At 71.5% G+C, this 17,258-nt stretch carries 18 protein-coding genes; 14 read left to right on the forward strand and 4 right to left on the reverse strand.

Going from position 1 to position 17,258, the window contains the following annotated elements:
* Nucleotides 1–3 precede the first annotated feature (3 nt).
* The 3 genes from leuD to R4Z63_RS23530 all read left to right on the forward strand — a co-directional run bounded on the left by leuD (nt 4) and on the right by R4Z63_RS23530 (nt 1,784).
* Nucleotides 4–597: a 3-isopropylmalate dehydratase small subunit gene (leuD, locus tag R4Z63_RS23520; protein WP_384450462.1), complete on the forward strand. Its 594-nt coding sequence runs from the start codon at nt 4–6 to the stop codon at nt 595–597.
* A gap of 137 nt (nt 598–734) precedes the next feature.
* Entirely contained in the window at nt 735–962 is a 228-nt protein-coding gene (locus tag R4Z63_RS23525) for an SCO5555 family protein (RefSeq protein ID WP_030009267.1), read from the forward strand.
* Nucleotides 963–1,106: 144 nt separating this feature from the next.
* Entirely contained in the window at nt 1,107–1,784 is a 678-nt protein-coding gene (locus R4Z63_RS23530) for an HU family DNA-binding protein (protein ID WP_384450465.1), read from the forward strand.
* Nucleotides 1,785–1,888: 104 nt separating this feature from the next.
* On the opposite strand, the gene cofC is transcribed toward R4Z63_RS23530, so the two are convergent.
* On the reverse strand, nt 1,889–2,770 hold the full coding sequence (cofC, locus tag R4Z63_RS23535) for a 2-phospho-L-lactate guanylyltransferase (protein ID WP_384450468.1): 882 nt from the start codon (nt 2,768–2,770) through the stop codon (nt 1,889–1,891).
* Nucleotides 2,771–2,939: 169 nt separating this feature from the next.
* Between cofC and R4Z63_RS23540 the strand changes: the two genes are divergently transcribed.
* The 3 genes from R4Z63_RS23540 to R4Z63_RS23550 are packed head-to-tail and all read left to right on the forward strand — an operon-like array spanning nt 2,940 to nt 5,896.
* On the forward strand, nt 2,940–3,692 hold the full coding sequence (locus R4Z63_RS23540; protein ID WP_037928255.1) for a lysophospholipid acyltransferase family protein: 753 nt from the start codon (nt 2,940–2,942) through the stop codon (nt 3,690–3,692).
* A complete protein-coding gene (locus R4Z63_RS23545) occupies nt 3,689–4,699 on the forward strand; it encodes an NAD(P)H-dependent glycerol-3-phosphate dehydrogenase (protein WP_037928258.1) in 1,011 nt (336 codons plus the stop codon). The genes R4Z63_RS23540 and R4Z63_RS23545 overlap by 4 nt, the downstream gene beginning before the upstream one ends.
* Nucleotides 4,700–4,738: 39 nt before the next feature.
* Complete coding sequence (locus R4Z63_RS23550) at nt 4,739–5,896, forward strand: D-alanine--D-alanine ligase family protein (RefSeq protein ID WP_037928262.1); 1,158 nt, start codon at nt 4,739–4,741, stop codon at nt 5,894–5,896.
* A 67-nt stretch (nt 5,897–5,963) separates the two neighbouring features.
* Here R4Z63_RS23550 and R4Z63_RS23555 read toward each other — a convergent pair whose 3' ends face one another.
* Both R4Z63_RS23555 and R4Z63_RS23560 read right to left on the reverse strand, forming a co-directional pair.
* Nucleotides 5,964–6,455 carry a DUF3515 family protein gene (locus tag R4Z63_RS23555; RefSeq protein ID WP_384450473.1) on the reverse strand — a complete coding sequence of 164 codons (492 nt, stop codon included), beginning with the start codon at nt 6,453–6,455 and terminating at the stop codon, nt 5,964–5,966.
* 23 nt (nt 6,456–6,478) lie between these two features.
* Nucleotides 6,479–6,712 carry an Lrp/AsnC family transcriptional regulator gene (locus R4Z63_RS23560; protein ID WP_030028650.1) on the reverse strand — a complete coding sequence of 78 codons (234 nt, stop codon included), beginning with the start codon at nt 6,710–6,712 and terminating at the stop codon, nt 6,479–6,481.
* A 245-nt stretch (nt 6,713–6,957) separates the two neighbouring features.
* On the opposite strand from R4Z63_RS23560, the gene R4Z63_RS23565 reads away from it, so the two are divergent.
* Together R4Z63_RS23565 and thiD are read left to right on the forward strand one after the other, a co-directional pair.
* Nucleotides 6,958–7,941 (forward strand): thiamine-phosphate kinase, encoded by a 984-nt coding sequence (locus R4Z63_RS23565; RefSeq protein ID WP_037928267.1) that lies wholly within the window; start codon nt 6,958–6,960, stop codon nt 7,939–7,941.
* Complete coding sequence (thiD, locus tag R4Z63_RS23570; RefSeq protein ID WP_384450478.1) at nt 7,938–8,738, forward strand: bifunctional hydroxymethylpyrimidine kinase/phosphomethylpyrimidine kinase; 801 nt, start codon at nt 7,938–7,940, stop codon at nt 8,736–8,738. The genes R4Z63_RS23565 and thiD overlap by 4 nt, the downstream gene beginning before the upstream one ends.
* Before the next feature lie 118 nt (nt 8,739–8,856).
* On the opposite strand, the gene rpmB is transcribed toward thiD, so the two are convergent.
* Nucleotides 8,857–9,042, reverse strand: a complete 186-nt coding sequence (gene rpmB, locus R4Z63_RS23575) for a 50S ribosomal protein L28 (protein WP_007266795.1) — start codon at nt 9,040–9,042, stop codon at nt 8,857–8,859.
* Nucleotides 9,043–9,284: 242 nt separating this feature from the next.
* On the opposite strand from rpmB, the gene R4Z63_RS23580 reads away from it, so the two are divergent.
* The 6 genes from R4Z63_RS23580 (at nt 9,285) to R4Z63_RS23605 (ending at nt 17,258) form a co-directional block, all read left to right on the forward strand.
* On the forward strand, nt 9,285–10,961 hold the full coding sequence (locus R4Z63_RS23580; protein ID WP_384450483.1) for a DAK2 domain-containing protein: 1,677 nt from the start codon (nt 9,285–9,287) through the stop codon (nt 10,959–10,961).
* A gap of 26 nt (nt 10,962–10,987) precedes the next feature.
* Nucleotides 10,988–14,140: a helicase-related protein gene (locus tag R4Z63_RS23585; RefSeq protein WP_384450486.1), complete on the forward strand. Its 3,153-nt coding sequence runs from the start codon at nt 10,988–10,990 to the stop codon at nt 14,138–14,140.
* A 73-nt stretch (nt 14,141–14,213) separates the two neighbouring features.
* Nucleotides 14,214–14,792: a 16S rRNA (guanine(966)-N(2))-methyltransferase RsmD gene (gene rsmD, locus R4Z63_RS23590; RefSeq protein ID WP_037928281.1), complete on the forward strand. Its 579-nt coding sequence runs from the start codon at nt 14,214–14,216 to the stop codon at nt 14,790–14,792.
* Between the two features lie 14 nt (nt 14,793–14,806).
* A complete protein-coding gene (gene coaD, locus R4Z63_RS23595; RefSeq protein WP_201773417.1) occupies nt 14,807–15,286 on the forward strand; it encodes a pantetheine-phosphate adenylyltransferase in 480 nt (159 codons plus the stop codon).
* 103 nt (nt 15,287–15,389) lie between these two features.
* The gene (locus R4Z63_RS23600) at nt 15,390–16,478 is read left to right on the forward strand and encodes an ATP synthase subunit B family protein (protein ID WP_384450490.1); all 1,089 of its coding nucleotides are present in this window, start codon (nt 15,390–15,392) and stop codon (nt 16,476–16,478) included.
* A gap of 69 nt (nt 16,479–16,547) precedes the next feature.
* Complete coding sequence (locus R4Z63_RS23605) at nt 16,548–17,258, forward strand: YceD family protein (protein WP_052031266.1); 711 nt, start codon at nt 16,548–16,550, stop codon at nt 17,256–17,258.

The following is a 17,258-nucleotide window of genomic DNA, read 5'->3' on the forward strand; positions in this document are numbered from 1 at the left end:
ACCATGGAAGCCTTCACCGTCCACACCGGCCGGGCCGTCCCGCTGCGCCGCAGCAACGTCGACACCGACCAGATCATCCCGGCCCACTGGCTCAAGAAGATCACCCGCGACGGCTTCGAGGACGGGCTCTTCGAGGCCTGGCGCAAGGACCCGGAGTTCGTCACGAACCGTCCGGAGCGCGCCGGTGCGACCGTGCTCGTCGCCGGCCCCGACTTCGGCACCGGATCCTCGCGCGAGCACGCCGTCTGGGCCCTGCAGAACTTCGGCTTCAAGGCGGTCATCTCCTCCCGCTTCGCCGACATCTTCCGCGGGAACTCGCTGAAGAACGGCCTGCTGACCGTGGTCCTGCCGCAGGAGACCGTCGAGCGTCTGTGGAAGCTGACCGAGGCCGACCCCACCGCCGAGATCACCGTCGATCTCGTCGACCGCCAGGTGCGCGCCGAAGGCGTCGTGGCCGAGTTCGAACTCGACGACAACGCCCGCTGGCGCCTCCTCGAAGGCCTGGACGACATCTCGCTCACCCTTCAGAACGAAGCGGACATCGCCACCTACGAAAGCACCCGCCCGGCCTTCAAGCCGCGCACGATTCAGGCCTGATTCCTGCCTGATCAGCGCTTATTCGGCCCCGGCTGATCGCGTCGACAACACCGTGCCCCCCGCCCTCCGGCGGGGGGCACAGTCGTTTGTTGAGGCCCCGTGAGGCGACAACTCGCCCCAGATGGCACAATCTGTGCATGGAACGCGACAGTCAACTCGAGCTCTACGAACTCGTCGCGGACCGGCTGAAAGAAGCACACACACGGGTGCGCTCACTGCAAGTCCCGGAGGGCGTAAGGATGGCGCTGTCCCGGAAGCTGTTGGTCGTCACGGCCGCGGCGAAGCACGATCTCGCCGATGCGGCAAGGCGCCTGGACAGGTTGATGAAGGACCTCGACGAGGGTCGATTCCCTGAAGGCGACTGATGCGAAGGAACTCCGTAACCGCCTCCGGCGTTGCGGCACTAGGGTGATTAGCCCGTTTCGTGTTTGATTTGCGGTATATATCCGCCTAACGTGCGAAATAAGCTTGAACACATTCGTTCTGGCGAAGTCTCCGAAGGGGAAGACGTGAACAAGGCGCAGCTCGTAGAAGCGATTGCCGACAAGCTGGGCGGCCGCCAGCAGGCCGCGGACGCTGTCGACGCGGTACTGGACGCCATCGTCCGCGCTACCGTCGCGGGCGACCGGGTCTCGGTCACGGGCTTCGGCTCGTTCGAGAAGGTCGACCGTCCGGCCCGTTACGCCCGCAACCCGCAGACGGGTGAGCGCGTCCGGGTCAAGAAGACCTCGGTGCCCCGATTCCGAGCCGGCCAGGGCTTCAAGGACCTGGTCAGCGGCACCAAGAAGCTGCCCAAGGGCGGCGAGGTGTCGGTGAAGAAGGCGCCGAAGGGCAGCCTCACCGGCGGTGCCTCCGCGACGGTCAAGAAGGCCGCCGCGAAGAAGGCCACCACCGCCAAGAAGGCGGCGGCAAAGACCACGGTCGCAAAGAAGACCGCGGCGAAGAAGACCGCCGCGACCGCCAAGAAGACGGCGGCGAAGAGCACGGCCGCGGCGAAGAAGGCGACGGCGACCGCCAAGAAGACCACCACCGCCAAGAAGGCCACGGCCGCGGCGAAGAAGACCACCGCCGCCGCGAAGAAGACCGCCCCGGCGGCCAAGAAGGCCACCGCGGCGACGAAGGCGCCGGCCAAGAAGACGGCGACCCGCAAGGCCACCGCGAAGAAGACCACCGCCCGCAAGAAGTAGGGGCACGAGTCACACACGCCGGGCCGGCTTCCCTCCTCGGGGAAGCCGGCCCGCGGTGCGTTCCGGGGTCGCCGGGTGCCCCGCGGACGCCGTGGCGGACCGGTTCAGAAGGTCTGGAGCGTGATCAGCGTGATCCGCAGCTCCGCGCCCGCGCCGTCCGTCTCGATGCGGACCCGCTGTCCGGGACGCAACAGCCGCAGACCGCCCGCGTCGAACGCCGGGGCCTCGAAGGACACCGGGGTGCCGTCGTCCAGCAGCACACTGCCGCTGCGGGTCTGGGAGTCGTACGTGTACGCGGTCGCCTGCATAGCCGCACTGTATCGGGCCGTGTGACGCCCCACGCCCAGGGCCAGCGCGGTCCGCAGGTCCGCCGCGGTGTCCACATCCCTTCGCACGCTGTCGACGTCCGTCAGTGCGATTTCGACGGCCCCCGAGGCGGAATGCCTCGCCCGCGAAGGGCCCCCGAAGGAAGGGGCCAATTCCACGTCCGCCGCTGCGGAAAGCAGAGTCGTCCCGATTCCGGCGGCATCCGCCAGAAATGCGCGTGGAAATACCGAGGCGTTTTCGAGCACGCGTAGCAATTCCGGGGGCCGCAGTGCCGGCAGGTCGGCGTTCATCGCCGCGACCGCGGCGGCGGGCCGCCGTTCCCGCGCCGCCCGTGCACCGTGGGCCAGGGCCGCGTTGAGCCCGGCCGCCGGGACGTCCGGGACGATCCGCGCCCCCAGCCTGGCCAGTTCCACCCCGGCCGCGGGATCGTCCGTGACCACCACCACGTCCGCGACCGCGGCGCAGGCCAGCGCCCCCGCGACGGTGTCCTGGGCGAAGGCCAGGGCCAGACCCGGGCGTGAGGCCCCCACCGCTGCCGCCAGACGGCTCTTGGCCACCGACAGGGGCTTCAACGGGACCACCAGACTCCAGACGGCGTTCGTGTCGGACCCCTTTCCTCCGGTGCGCGCCGCGCCCTCCCCGGGCCAAGGACAGGTCATGGCCGGGTCATGTGTCGGCCCATTGTCGCCTTTGCCCGGGCAGCCCGGGAGCCCGGCGGTGTGAGCGGGGCGTACCGTGTTCTCGACAGAGACCGGGCCCGGGGTGACACTTGTCCGGCCGACGACGAGGTGCCCCAGCCGCGCACCGGTCCTAGAGGAAGGTGTCCGAGTGTCCCGCCGCAGAATCGGCTTCTGGTACCGCCTGGCGGCGGTCATCGCAAAACCGCCGCTGGTAGTGCTCTTCAAGCGGGACTGGCGGGGAATGGAGCACATTCCGGCCGAGGGCGGCTTCATCACCGCCGTCAACCACAACTCGTACCTGGACCCGCTCTCCTACGCGCACTTCCAGTACAACACCGGCCGGGTGCCCCGACTGCTCGCCAAGGCCGCCCTCTTCAAGGTCCCCTTCGTCGGGGCGATCCTGCGCGGCAGCGGCCAGATCCCCGTCTACCGGGAGAGCACCAACGCCCTCGACGCGTTCCGGGCCGCCGTGGACGCGATCGAGCGCGGCGAATGCGTGGCCTTCTACCCGGAGGGCACCCTCACCCGCGATCCCGAGATGTGGCCGATGGCCGGCAAGACCGGCGTGGCCCGCGTCGCGCTGATGACCCGGGCCCCCGTCATCCCGGTGGCCCAGTGGGGAGCCAACCTGGTCATGCCTCCCTACGCCAAGGAGAACAAGGTCCGGCTGTTTCCGCGCAAGACCCTCCGGGTGCTCGCCGGACCGCCCGTCGACCTCTCCGCCTACTACGACCGGGAGCCGACTCCGGACGTCCTCAAGGAAGTCACCGAGGTGGTCATGGCGGCCATCACCGGCCTCCTGGAGGAGGTGCGCGGGGAGACCGCGCCCGCGCAGCCGTACGACCATCGCCACGCCAGGGCGGAACAGCGGCGCAAGGCCGCAGGGGAGGGCAAGAAGTGACACGTCCTACGAAGGCGACCGTCTTCGGCACGGGCTCCTGGGGCACGGCCTTCGCCATCGTGCTCGCCGACGCCGGCTGCGAGGTGACCCTGTGGGGCCGCCGCGGCGAGGTCGTCGACGCCATCAACACCGGCCGGACCAACCCGGACTACTTCCCCGACGTCGAACTCCCCGCGAACATCCGAGCCACCGGCGACCCGGCCGAGGCCGCCGCCGGCGCCGACTTCACCGTCCTGGCCGTCCCCTCCCAGACCCTGCGCGACAACCTGGCCGCCTGGGCGCCGCTGCTGGCCCCCGACACGGTCCTCGTTTCCCTCATGAAGGGCATCGAACTCGGCACCGCCAAGCGGATGAGCGAGGTCATCGAGGAGGTGGCCAAGGTCCCCGCCGAGCGCATCGCCGTCGTCACCGGCCCCAACCTGGCCGCCGAGATCGCCGCCCGCCAGCCCGCGGCCTCCGTCGTCGCCTGTGTGGACGAGGCCGTCGCCCAGCGCCTGCAGGCCGCTTGCCACACCGCCTACTTCCGCCCGTACACGAGCACCGACGTCATCGGCTGCGAGCTCGGCGGTGCCGTCAAGAACGTCATCGGCCTCGCCGTCGGCATCGCGGACGGCATGGGCCTCGGCGACAACACCAAGGGCTCGCTCATCACCCGCGGACTGGCCGAAGCGACCCGCCTGGGCGTGGCCATGGGGGCCGACCCGCTCACCTTCTCCGGCCTCGCGGGCCTCGGTGACCTGGTCGCCACCTGTTCCTCGCCCCTCTCCCGGAACCACACCTTCGGCACCAACCTCGGCCGCGGAATGACCCTGGAGGAGACCATCGCGGTCACCAAGCAGACCGCCGAGGGAGTCAAGTCCTGCCAGTCGGTGGCCGATCTGGCGGGCCGCCACGGGGTCGACATGCCGATCACCGAGACGGTCGTGGACATCGTCCATCACGGCAAGCCCACCCTCGTGGCCCTGAAGGAGCTGATGGGCCGCAGCGCCAAACCGGAACGTCGCTGACTCCTTCCCGGACGCATGAGCGGGTACTCTCATGCCGATATGAGCAGCGAGAACCTCCCCCAGACCCCTGAGCAGCAGGGCCGCAAGCCCCGCGTTGCCGTCGTGTTCGGCGGCCGCAGCTCGGAACACGCCATCTCGGTCGTCACGGCGGGCGCCGTGCTGCGCTCCATCGACCGGTCCAGGTACGAGGTGCTGCCCATCGGCATCACCACGGACGGCCGGTGGGCGCTGACCGCGGACGAGCCCGCGCGGATGGCCATCTCAGACCGCAGGCTCCCGAGCGTCGAGGAGCTCGCCGAGTCCGAGGACGGCGCCGTCGTGCTCTCGGTCGACCCGGCCAGCCGCCAGGTCGTCTACACCGAGCCCGGAGCCGTCCCGAAGGCCCTGGGCGAGGTCGACGTCGTCTTCCCCGTGCTGCACGGCCCCTACGGCGAGGACGGCACCCTCCAGGGCCTTCTGGAGCTCTCCGGCATCCCGTACGTCGGCTCGGGCGTCCTCGCGTCCGCCGTCGGGCAGGACAAGGACTACATGAAGCGGGTGTTCACGTCCTTCGGGCTGCGCGTCGGCCCCTACGTGACCATCCGCCCCCGCGAGTGGGAAGCCGACCGGGAGGCCGCCACGGCCAGGATCCTGGACTTCGCCGCCGAGCACGGCTGGCCGCTCTTCGTGAAGCCCGCCCGGGCCGGCTCCTCGATCGGCATCACCAAGGTCGACGACGCCTCCGGTCTGGAGGCCGCGGTCAGGGAGGCCCGCCGCCACGACCCGAAGATCATCGTGGAGGCGCTGCTGCGCGGCCGCGAGATCGAGTGCGGCGTCCTGGAGTTCGAGGACGGGCCGCGCGCGAGCGTGCCCGCCGAGATCCCGCCGGTGTCCAGCCACGACTTCTACGACTTCGAGGCGAAGTACATCGACTCCGCCTCCGGGATCGTGCCCGCCCCGCTCACCCCGGAGCAGACGGCCGAGGTGCAGCGGCTCGCGGTCGAGGCCTTCGAGGCGGCGTCCTGCGAGGGCCTCGTGCGGGCCGACTTCTTCCTCACCGAGGACGGCGAATTCGTCATCAACGAGATCAACACCATGCCCGGTTTCACGCCGATCTCGATGTACCCGCTGATGTGGGAGAAGTCCGGCGTCGCGTACCCCGAGCTGGTGGACCGCCTGATCCAGGCCGCCCTGCGCCGCTCCACGGGGCTGCGCTAGCACCGCGTACCGCCGCCCGCCGGCCGCCTTGCACGAGGGCGGGCGGCGGGCGGCGGCGTGCCGGAGCTCAGTAGGAGGCGATGCCCTCGGGCACGGTCGCGGCGATGGCCGTGGACAGACCGACGAGCATCCCCGCGTCCGTGGCATGCTCCTCGTCGACCCGGACCTCCGTGTAGGCCAGCCGCAGCCCGGTGGTGAAACGGAAACCGCCGTCGCCGAGCTTCTCCAGCAGCCAGGCCACGTCGTTCACATGGACGCCCTCCTGCTTCGGATCCAGCATCTTGGGAGGCTTGGCGATCCCGCACCGCAGTACGATCGCCGAGCCGCCCCACGAGGCGGTCAGGTCGGACTCCGGTTCGGTCCGGGTCCGGGCCAGGCCGGCCACCGTCTCCGGGAGCTCCTTGTGCAGTGCCGCACAGAACCCCGCGACGTCGGCCGGCGGTGCGGGTGGCGGTTCCACCCGGGCCTCGGTGTCGCCCGGGGTACATGCGGCCAGGGCGGACAGGACCAGGGCGACGGGCATGGCCAGGACACGGACGGGCCGGCGGTGGAGGGACATCACCGGCCAAGAGTAGACGGGGGCTACAGATGGACCACCGGACAGGTCAGGGTGCGGGTGATGCCCTCCACCTGCTGGACCTTGGCCACGACCATGCGGCCGAGCTCGTCCACGGTGTCGGCCTGGGCGCGCACGATCACGTCGTACGGACCTGTCACGTCCTCGGCCTGGATCACCCCCGGGATCTGGCCGATGGACTCGGCGACGAACGACGCCTTGCCCACTTCGGTCTGGATGAGGATGTACGCCTGTACCACGGAACCTCCAGGGCGGCCACGAGGATCATTTCCCCTAATCTTCGGGTGGACCCCACACGATGGACAGGGCCGGGGGAAGAAGGGACGCCACGGTACCGCGTCGCCGTGCGCCACGGGGAGACCTGCGGGCCCGGCGCCACGCACAGCGGGGCGTACGGAGAGCACAAGTTGACGTATCTGTTGACGGTACCCAGAGCTGTGACGGCTCGCGACCGCAAGCGGACTGGGCAAGAAGGGGCACAGCGATGAAGGGCACTGTCGGCGAGCTGGGGGAGTTCGGGCTGATCAGGGAGCTCACCTCACGGCTCACCACCACCCCGGCGGTCCGGCTCGGACCGGGCGACGACGCCGCCGTGGTGTCGGCCCCCGACCGGCGCGTCGTGGCGAGCACCGACATCCTGCTGGAGGGCCGGCACTTCCGGCGCGACTGGTCCACGGCCTACGACGTCGGCCGCAAGGCCGCCGCGCAGAACCTGGCGGACATCGCGGCCATGGGCGCGGTGCCGACCGCGCTGCTGCTCGGCCTCGTCGTGCCCGCCGAACTCCCGGTCACCTGGCCCACCGAGCTCATGGACGGCATCCGCGACGAGTGCCAGGTCGCCGGCGCCGCCGTGGTCGGCGGGGACGTGGTCCGCGGGGACACCATCACCGTCTCCATCACCGCTCTCGGCGACCTGCGCAACCACGAGCCGGTCCTGCGCTCCGGCGCCCAGCCCGGCGACGTCGTCGCCGTCACCGGCTGGCTCGGCTGGTCCGCGGCCGGCTTCGCCGTGCTCTCGCGCGGCTTCCGCTCCCCGCGGGCGTTCGTGGAGGCCCACCGGCGTCCCGAACCGCCGTACCACGCCGGTCCCGCAGCCGCCGGGCTCGGCGCCAGTGCCATGACCGACGTCAGCGACGGCCTGATCGCCGACCTCGGGCACATCGCCGAGGCCAGCAAGGTACGCATCGACCTGCGCTCGGCCGCCGTCGACATCCCGACGCAGATGCACGACATCGGCCAGGCCGTCGGCGTGGACCCGCTGCAGTGGGTGCTCACCGGGGGAGAGGACCACGCGATCGTGGCGACCTTCCCGCCCGACGTGAAGCTCCCCGCGCGCTGGAAGGTCATCGGCGAGGTCCTCAACCGCTCGGCCCTGCCCCAGGTGACCGTCGACGGCGCGCCCTGGACCAGCACCGGCGGCTGGGACCACTTCGGAGCCGACCCGGTCGCCCAGGACGGCACGACGTGAACACGGCACCGCCGCTGTGCCTGACCGTCGCCGGATCGGACTCCGGCGGCGGCGCGGGCATCCAGGCCGACCTCAAGACCATGCTGGCGCTCGGCGTGCACGGCATGAGCGTGGTGACCGCCGTGACCGCGCAGAACTCACTCGGGGTACGGGGAGCCTGGGAGCTGCCCGCCGAGGCCGTCACGGCCCAGTACCGGGCCGTCGTGGACGACATCGGCGTGGACGCCGTGAAGACCGGCATGCTCTCCTCCAGCCTGCTCGTCGAGACGGTGGCCGCGTTGTTGGCCGACACCGCGGCCCCGGCCGTCGTCGACCCCGTCGGCGTCTCCAAGCACGGGGACGCCCTGCTCGCCGCCTCAGCGCTGGACGCCGTACGCACGGAGCTGCTGCCGCGGGCCACCGTGGCCACGCCCAACCTGGACGAGGTCGCCCAGCTCACCGGCATCGTGGTGAAGAGCGAGGACGACATGCGCCGTGCCGCCGACGCGATCCTCGGCCACGGACCCCGCTGGGCGCTGATCAAGGGCGGGCACCTCGCGGCGCACGGCGACGAGGCCGTGGACCTGCTCACCGACGGCGCCACGGAACGGTGGCTGCGCGCTCCTCGGCACTCCAACCGGCACACCCACGGGACGGGCTGCACCCTCGCCAGCGCCATCGCGGCCGGCCTGGCCAAGGGCCTGTCGGTCCCGGAAGCCGTCACGGCCGCCAAGGAGTACGTGACGGGCGGCATCGCCGGCGGCTTCGCACTCGGCGGGGGCATCGGCCCGGTGGATCACGCCTGGCGATTGCGGTGATCCTGCCCCGGCCCCCGGGATTGCGGCCTCCGGAACCCCCCGGACAAGGCAAAAGGCCGGCTCACCAGAGGTGAACCGGCCTTCTTGGCAACCGGAAGGGGCTGCGCTACGACGGGCGTCAGCGCGAGACCTTGCCGGCCTTGATGCACGAGGTGCAGGCGTTGAGGCGCTTCGGCGTCCCATTGACCACGGCACGAACGCGCTGGATGTTCGGGTTCCAGCGACGCGAGGTGCGGCGGTGCGAGTGGGAGATGTTGTTGCCGAAGCTCGGCCCCTTGGCGCAAACGTCGCAGTTGGCAGCCACAGGTCACTCCAAAGACTTCAGATGCAATTACAGTGAATCCGGCGCACCGGATCAGAGGTCTGAAGTGGTTTGCCGGGGAAAGACCCGACTCTCATCGGGCAACCGGAGCAGCATACAACGACTGCGCCCGTCCAAGAAAACTACCATGGCGGCCGGCAACCCCGCCCCGCGGTCCCGGCCCCGGGAGCGCGGTCCTTCGTTACCCTGCGGTGAACCCTGGCCCGCACAAGGAGGAACGCCCGGTGCCGCACGAGCCGCAGCCGCAGCCCGCAGACGAGCTCGACGCCGAGGCAGTGCGCACCTGGAGCTCGCTCGCCCTGGCCGCGCTGGGGCGGGCCCGCGAGGACATCGACGCGATCAACGTCTACCCGGTCGCCGACGCGGACACCGGCACCAACCTCTACCTCACCGCCGAGTCCGCCGACCGCGCGCTGGCGGACACCTTCGGGGACGCGGCCGGCCGGACCGTGGCGCCGACCACCCTGTCCGAGGCCGTACGGGCCTGGGCGCACGGCGCGCTCGTCGGCGCCCGGGGGAACTCCGGGACGATCCTCGCGCAGCTGCTGCGCGGAGTGGCCGACGTACTCGGCGCCGAGCCCGAGGCCGAGTCCGGAGACGGGCGGACCGGCCCCGGCGGGCTGCTCGCCCGCGCACTCAGCCGGGCCGCGGAAGAGGCGTACGCGGCCGTCGCCCATCCGGTGGAGGGCACCATGCTCACCGTCGCGGGCGCCGCCGCCCGGGCCGGCGAAGCGGCCTCGGAGGCCGCCGGTACCGCGGCCGACGTGGCCCGCGCCGCCTATGACGGCGCCCGCGCCGCACTCGCCGAGACCCCCGGGCAGCTCGCCGCGCTGGGCCGGGCCGGGGTGGTCGACGCCGGAGGCTGCGGACTGGTCGCCGTGCTCGGCGCCCTCTGGCAGGCCCTGTCCGGCCAGGAGCCGGCCGCCGAACCGGCGGCCGGCCGGCCCGCGGTGTCCGGCCCGCGGCCGACCGACCCCTGCGAACAGCACGAGGACGGGCCCGCGTACGAGGTGATCTACCTGCTGGAGGCCTCGGACGCGGCGGTCGCGGAACTGCGCGCACAGCTCGACGGCCTCGGCGACTCTCTGGTCGTCGTCGGCGGCGACGGGCTGTGGAACGTCCACGTCCACGTCGACGACCCCGGTGCGGCCGTGGAGGCCGGGGTCGTCGCCGGACGGCCCTACCGGATCCGGATCACGCACTTCGGCGACGAGCGCCGCCGCGGCCGCGGCGAGCGCGCCCAGCGCGCCGTGGTTGCCCTGGTCCCCGGCGAGGGACTGGTGGACCTGTGCGCCGGGGCCGGCGCGACCACCGTGCTCGTGCGCCCCGGCGAGGTCCCGGCCGCTGCCGAGCTCCTCGACGCCGTACGCCGCGCCCACGCCCGCGAGGTGGTGCTCCTGCCGGGCCGCGCGGAACTGCGCGCGGCCGCGGCCACCGCCGCCGAACAGGCCCGTGCCGAGGGCGTGCGCGTCGCGGTGATCCCCACCCGCTCCGCCGTCCAGGGCCTGGCCGCGCTCGCCGTGCACGACCCGCAGGGCAGCTTCGACGAGGACGTGGTCGCCATGACCGCGGCCGCCGGCGCCACCCGCTACGGGGAACTGGCCGTCGCCGAACGCCAGTCCTTCACCTCGGCCGGTATCTGCCAGGCCGGAGACGTGCTCGGTCTGATCGACGGCGACGTCGCCGTGATCGGAGCGGGCCTGGCCGAGACCGCCGTGGCGGTGCTGGACCGGATGCTCGGCTCCGGCGGCGAACTCGTCACCCTGGTCCTCGGTCCGGAGGTGCCGGACGCCGTCGCCGAACACCTCCAGGCCCACGTGCAGTCCGGGCACCTGGCGGTGGACACCGTCACCTACCGGGGCGGTCGGTACTCGGCGCCGCTCCTCATCGGGGTGGAATAGCGGGCTTGTCAGCGCCATGGTGTGCAATGGAACACGTGCCCGCGCTCGACGAAGACCTCAAGAAGACACTCGGTCCCGCCACCGCCAAGGTGCTGGCCGAGCAGCTCGGCCTGCACACGGCCCTGGACCTGCTCCACCACTACCCGAGGCGGTACGCCGAGCGCGGCGAGCTGACCCCGCTGGCCGAGCTCGCCGGCCAGATCGACGAGCACGTGACCGTTGTCGCGCAGGTCGCCGACGCCCGCGTCCTGACCTTCAACGGGGGCCGGGGCAAGCGGCTGGAGGTGACCATCACCGACGGCAGCGGCCGGCTCCAGCTGGTCTTCTTCGGCGCCGGCGTCCACAAGCCGCACAAGGAACTGCTCCCGGGCAGCCGCGCGATGTTCGCCGGCAAGGTCTCCCTGTTCAACCGCAAGCTCCAACTCGCGCACCCGGCGTACGAACCGCTCGGCGCGGACGCCTCCGACCGGGACGCCGCCACCGCCTTCGCCAACCAGCTGATCCCGATCTACCCGGCCTGCGCGAAGCTGGAATCCTGGAAGATCGCCAAATGCGTGGACGCCGTGCTGCCCAGCGCCAGGGAGGTCGTCGACCCGCTGCCGCCCGCCCTGCGCGAGGGCCGCGGGCTGCTCCCGCTCCCCGAAGCCCTGCTGAAGATTCACCGGCCGGCCGCCAAGGCCGACATCGAGGACGCCCGGCAGCGACTGAAGTGGGACGAGGCCTTCGTCCTCCAGGTCGCCCTGGCCCGCCGCCGCCACGCCGACGCCCAGCTCCCGGCCGTACCGCGCCGCCCCGCCCCCGGCGGCCTGCTCGACGCCTTCGACGCCACCCTGCCCTTCACCCTCACCGAGGGCCAGCAGAAGGTCTCGAAGGAGATCTTCGACGACCTCGCCACCAGCCACCCCATGCACCGTCTCCTCCAGGGCGAGGTCGGCTCGGGCAAGGCCCAGCCCCTCGATTCACTGGTGCTCACCCCCACGGGTTTCCGGCCGATGGGAGACATCGGGGTGGGGGACGAGGTGGTGGTGCCATCCGGTGAGACCGCCCGCGTGGGGGCAGTCTTCCCGCAGGGGGAGCGCGAGGTGTGGCGGGTGGTGCTCTCGGACGGGAGCACTGTCGAGTGCGACGACGAACACCTGTGGATCGTCGGCACGAGCCGCGGATGGCGCCGCGGCCAGGAACCCGCGGTGCTGACCACGAGGGAGATCAGGGCGGACCTCCACGAGGCCGACGGTTCTGCCAGGTGGTACCTGCCGGTGGCCGTTCCCGTGGATCTCGGGAACGGTGACCGCCGGCCCCTCGATCCCTACCTGACGGGCGTGCTCCTCGGAGCCGGCTCCTTCCGGCACGACCTGGACCTGTCCACCGCGGACCGGGAGATCCTGGCGGCGGCCGAGGCCGCGCTCGCCCCGCACCACGAGGCGGCCGCCGGGCCCGGTCCGGTCGGCCGGGCGGTACGGGACCTGGGGCTGCGGGGCGTGGCCCCGCACGACATCTTCGTTCCGGACGTCTACAAGAACGCACCGGTCAAGGACCGCCTTGCGGTCGTGCAAGGCCTCATGGACGCGGACGGGACGGTACAAGCGGACGGAGCGGGCATCTCGTTCCGCTCCGCCTCCCTCCGGTTGGCACAGGACGTGGCCTGGCTCGTGCGCTCCCTCGGCGGAGATGCCCGGGTGCTGCCCGGTGAGGCGGTGTCCGGCGTCTCCGTGGCGCTGCCCGACGAGTTCGAGCCGTTCCGGCTGCGACGCGAGGTGGCCCGCATGCGGCCGCGGCCGGAGTCCGGCATTCGGCGGCGCGCCATCCGGGCCGTGGAGCACGTGGGCCCCAAGCCGGTGCAGTGCATCCGGGTCGAGCATCCGAGCCACGCGTACGTGACGGACCACTTCACCGTGACGCACAACACGATGGTGGCCCTGCGGGCGATGCTGGCCGTCGTGGACTCCGGCGGGCAGGCGGCGATGCTCGCGCCCACCGAGGTGCTCGCCCAGCAGCACCACCGCTCCATCGTCGAGATGATGGGCGGACTGGCCGAAGGCGGCATGCTCGGCGGCTGCGAACAGGGCACCAAGGTCGTGCTGCTCACCGGGTCGATGGGGATGCCGGCACGCCGGCAGGCCCTGCTCGACCTGGTCACCAAGGAGGCCGGGATCGTCATCGGCACGCACGCGCTGATCGAGGACAAAGTGCGGTTCGACGACCTCGGCCTGGTCGTCGTGGACGAGCAGCACCGCTTCGGCGTGGAGCAGCGCGACGCGCTGCGCTCCAAGGGCAAGCAGCCACCGCACCTGCTGGTGATGACCGCCACCCCGATCCCGCGCACCGTCGCCATGACCGTCTTCGGCGACCTGGAGACCTCCGTCCTCGACCAGTTGCCCGCCGGGCGCTCGCCGATCGCCACCCATGTGGTGCCGGCCAAGGACAAGCCGCACTTCCTCGCCCGGGCCTGGGAGCGGGTCCGCGAGGAGGTGGAGAAGGGCCACCAGGCGTACGTGGTCTGCCCGCGCATCGGGGACGGGGAGGACGACCCAAGGAAGAAGCAGGCCGCAGACGACGCCGACCGGAGGCCGCCGCTCGCCGTCCTGGAGATCGCCGAGCAGCTCGGCCAGGGCCCGCTGGCCGGCCTGAGCGTCGAGGTGCTGCACGGCCGGATGGACCCCGCCGACAAGGACGACGTCATGCGCCGGTTCACGGCCGGCGAGGTGAAGGTGCTGGTCGCCACCACCGTCATCGAGGTCGGCGTGAACGTCCCCAACGCCACCGTCATGGTGATCATGGACGCGGACCGGTTCGGCGTCTCCCAGCTCCACCAGCTGCGCGGTCGCGTCGGACGCGGCTCCGCCCCCGGCCTGTGCCTGCTGGTCAGCGAGATGCACGAGGCGAGCCCCGCCCGGGCCAGGCTGGCCGCTGTCGCCGCCACCCTCGACGGCTTCGAGCTCTCCCGGATCGACCTCGAACAGCGCCGCGAGGGCGACGTCCTGGGCCAGGCCCAGTCGGGGGTTCGCTCCTCGCTGCGCATGCTCGCCGTCATCGACGACGAGGAGGTCATCGCCCAGGCCCGGGACGAAGCCACCCGGGTGGTGGCCGCGGACCCCGCTCTGGAGCGGCTGCCGGGCCTGCGGACCGCGCTGGACGCCCTCCTCGACACCGAGCGCGAGCGGTACCTGGAGAAGGGCTGAGCGGTACGACCTATCGTTGGAGTGCCGCGGCGGACCGCCCGGCTGCCCCTGCCGCCGTACCGAAGGACCCCAGATGACCCGCGTGATCGCCGGCAGCGCCGGCGGGCGACGGCTGGCCGTGCCCCCCGGCACCGGCACCCGGCCGACCTCGGACCGGATGCGCGAAGGCCTCTTCTCCACCTGGGAGTCGCTGCACGGAGTCGAAGGGGCACGGGTGCTCGACCTGTACGGCGGCTCCGGCGCCGTCGGCCTGGAAGCCCTCTCCCGAGGCGCGGACCACGCCTTCCTGGTCGAGTCGGACCCGAAGGCCGCCAAGGCGATCCGCGACAACATCAGGACGCTGGGCCTGCCCGGGGCCGAGTTCCGGGCCGGCAGGGCCGAGCAGATCGTGGCCGCTCGCGCGGGCGGGGACCCGTACGACGTCGTCTTCCTGGACCCGCCGTACGCGGTGGACAGCGCGGACCTGCGGGAGATCCTGCTCACACTCCGGTCCAATGGCTGGATCACGGACGGCGCGCTCGTCACCGTGGAGCGCAGCACGAGGAGCGGCGCCTTTCCGTGGCCCGAGGGCTTCGAGCCGCTCCGGTCGCGGACGTACGGCGAGGGCACCCTGTGGTACGGCCGCGCCGCCTTCACCCGCGAAGACTCATGAACGAGGGAGTTCAGTTGCGCCGCGCCGTCTGTCCGGGGTCCTTCGACCCCATCCACAACGGACACCTCGACATCATCGGACGCGCCTCCAGGCTGTACGACGTCGTGCACGTCGCCGTGGGGATCAACGAGTCGAAGAAGGGCCTGTTCACGGTCGAGGAGCGGATCGAGCTGATCCGCGAGGCGACGGTGGACTACGGAAACGTCCAGGTGGAGGCCTTCCGGGGACTGCTCGTCGACTTCTGCAAGCAGCGGGACATCCCGGCCATCGTCAAGGGCCTGCGCGCGGTCAGCGACTTCGACTACGAGCTCCAGATGGCCCAGATGAACCTGGGGCTGTCGGGCGTCGAGACACTGTTCGTCCCGACCATTCCCTCCTACAGCTTCCTGTCCTCCTCGCTGGTTAAGGAAGTGGCGGCCTGGGGTGGAGACGTCGCCCACCTGCTGCCGGCACACGTGCACGCGGCGCTCCTGGAGCGGCTGCGCGAGCGCTGATCTGCTGACGAAGCGTCAGCCGGTGTCGGGGGCCCGCCCGCTGGCCTTACAGTCGACCCGTCCGTCTCGGGAACCGCCTGAGGCCGAGAGAGTGCGAGCCCCCATGGACGTGCAGAAGAAGCTCGACGAGATCGTCGCAGCCGTCGGCGGCGCCCGGTCCATGCCGATGTCCGCCTCCTGCGTGATCAACCGCGCCGAGCTGCTCGCCCAGCTCGAAGAGGTGCGCCAGGCGCTCCCCGGCTCGCTCGCGCAGGCCCAGGAGCTGCTCGGCGGCCGGGAGCAGATGGTGGAGGAGGCCCGCCGGGAGGCGGAGCGGATCATCGACGCGGCCCACGACCAGCGCGGATCGCTGATCGCCGACACCGAGATCGCGCGGCGCTCGCAGGCCGAGGCCGACCGCATCGTGGAGGAGGCCCGCCGGGAGGCCGAGGAGATCCGGGCTGAAGCCGACGACTACGTCGACAGCAAGCTCGCGAACTTCGAGGTCGTGCTGACCAAGACGATCGGCTCGGTGGACCGGGGCCGGGAGAAGCTGCTGGGCCGCGGCCCGGGTCTGGACGAGGACGGCTACCCGGACGCGGACGCCCCCGAGCGCAGCCACGACCCCGAGACGCAGCGGCAGCAGGCGGACGCGTACGTGGACACCAAGCTGGCGACCTTCGAAGCGGTGCTCTCCAAGACCCTGGAGGCCGTGGGCCGCGGCCGCCAGAAGCTGCTCGGCCGGGTCCCGACGGACGACCTGGGCGTGCACATGGCGGCCCAGGACGCGGCCGCGGGCCAGCCGTCCCGCTCGGCGAGCGACTCCGACTTCCTGGCGGGCCTCGCGGAGCCGGAGCCCGCTCACGTGCAGCCGCCCGTACCGGCCCAGCCGGAGTCCCCCTACGACGCGTACGGCTACCAGCAGCCCGCCGCCCAGCAGCAGGACGCCTACCCCGGTGCGGGCACCGGCTCCACCGCGGCGGCCTATGCCGCGCCCTACCCGGACCCGTACGCGGGCTACCAGCAGCAGCCGGACCCGTACGCCGCCTACCAGCAGCAGCCCGACCCCTACGCCGGCTATCACCAGCCGCAGCAGCACCAGCAGCACCAGCAGCATCAGCAGGCCGAGCAGCCCTCGCTCGATGAGACCAGCTTCTTCGACACGAGCATGATCAACCTGGATCAGCTGCGCCAGTACGAACAGGGCCGCTGACACCGGATTGGGCGCACGGCCCCGGTCCGGGTATCCTGGCTGTTCGGTCGCGCGTATGCGTCGCGATCCATGCTGCCCTTGAGCGGCGGAATCTTTGATCTTCAGCGATCTGTGAAAGCAGGAACGGCCCTGAATACCCGCCTCGACCACCGCAACCCCCTCGTGTTCGACACGCACGAGCTGGGTCGGCGTCCTGGTGCCATGCAGCGGCTGTCCCGTGAGATCGACGCACCGGCGGACCTTGGTCTGGCCGGCGTGATCGGAGTGCCGGAAGGCGCTCCGGTGAAGCTCAGCCTCCGCCTTGAGTCGGTCATGGAAGGGGTGCTTGTCACAGGCACCGTCCGTGCATCGGCGACGGGGGAGTGCGTAAGGTGTCTGGAGGCCGTCGGGCGCGAGCTCAAGGCGGACTTCCAGGAGATGTTCTCGTACCCTGACGCCGACGACCGGGGCCGCGCCAAAGCGGAGCCGGCCGACGACGCCGAGGACGACGAGGACACGCTCTTCCTCGAGGACGGATTGTTCGACCTCGAACCCGTGCTGCGTGATGCGGTGGTGCTCGCACTGCCGATGCAGCCGGTGTGCCGGGAGGACTGTCTGGGACTGTGCCCCGATTGCGGGCTCAGCCTCAACGACGACCCGGACCACCACCACGACGCCGTCGACATCCGTTGGGCGGCTTTGCAGGAACTCGTCGTTACCGATCAGGACGGCGAGAAGGACAACATGAGCGGCACTGCATCTGACGACGTTCAGAGCGCCGCCGAGAAGCAGGAGAAGTAG

Source organism: Streptomyces sp. PL-29 (assembly GCF_058344425.1).

Coding starts and splice junctions, on each gene's coding strand:
- R4Z63_RS23585 (WP_384450486.1), top strand. CDS start 10,988: ATGGAACACGTGCCCGCGCTCGACGAAGACCTCAAGAAGACACTCGGT.
- rsmD (WP_037928281.1), top strand. CDS start 14,214: ATGACCCGCGTGATCGCCGGCAGCGCCGGCGGGCGACGGCTGGCCGTG.
- cofC (WP_384450468.1), bottom strand. CDS start 2,770: ATGACCTGTCCTTGGCCCGGGGAGGGCGCGGCGCGCACCGGAGGAAAG.
- R4Z63_RS23525 (WP_030009267.1), top strand. CDS start 735: ATGGAACGCGACAGTCAACTCGAGCTCTACGAACTCGTCGCGGACCGG.
- leuD (WP_384450462.1), top strand. CDS start 4: ATGGAAGCCTTCACCGTCCACACCGGCCGGGCCGTCCCGCTGCGCCGC.
- R4Z63_RS23550 (WP_037928262.1), top strand. CDS start 4,739: ATGAGCAGCGAGAACCTCCCCCAGACCCCTGAGCAGCAGGGCCGCAAG.
- R4Z63_RS23565 (WP_037928267.1), top strand. CDS start 6,958: ATGAAGGGCACTGTCGGCGAGCTGGGGGAGTTCGGGCTGATCAGGGAG.
- R4Z63_RS23600 (WP_384450490.1), top strand. CDS start 15,390: ATGGACGTGCAGAAGAAGCTCGACGAGATCGTCGCAGCCGTCGGCGGC.
- R4Z63_RS23555 (WP_384450473.1), bottom strand. CDS start 6,455: ATGTCCCTCCACCGCCGGCCCGTCCGTGTCCTGGCCATGCCCGTCGCC.
- R4Z63_RS23605 (WP_052031266.1), top strand. CDS start 16,548: ATGCTGCCCTTGAGCGGCGGAATCTTTGATCTTCAGCGATCTGTGAAA.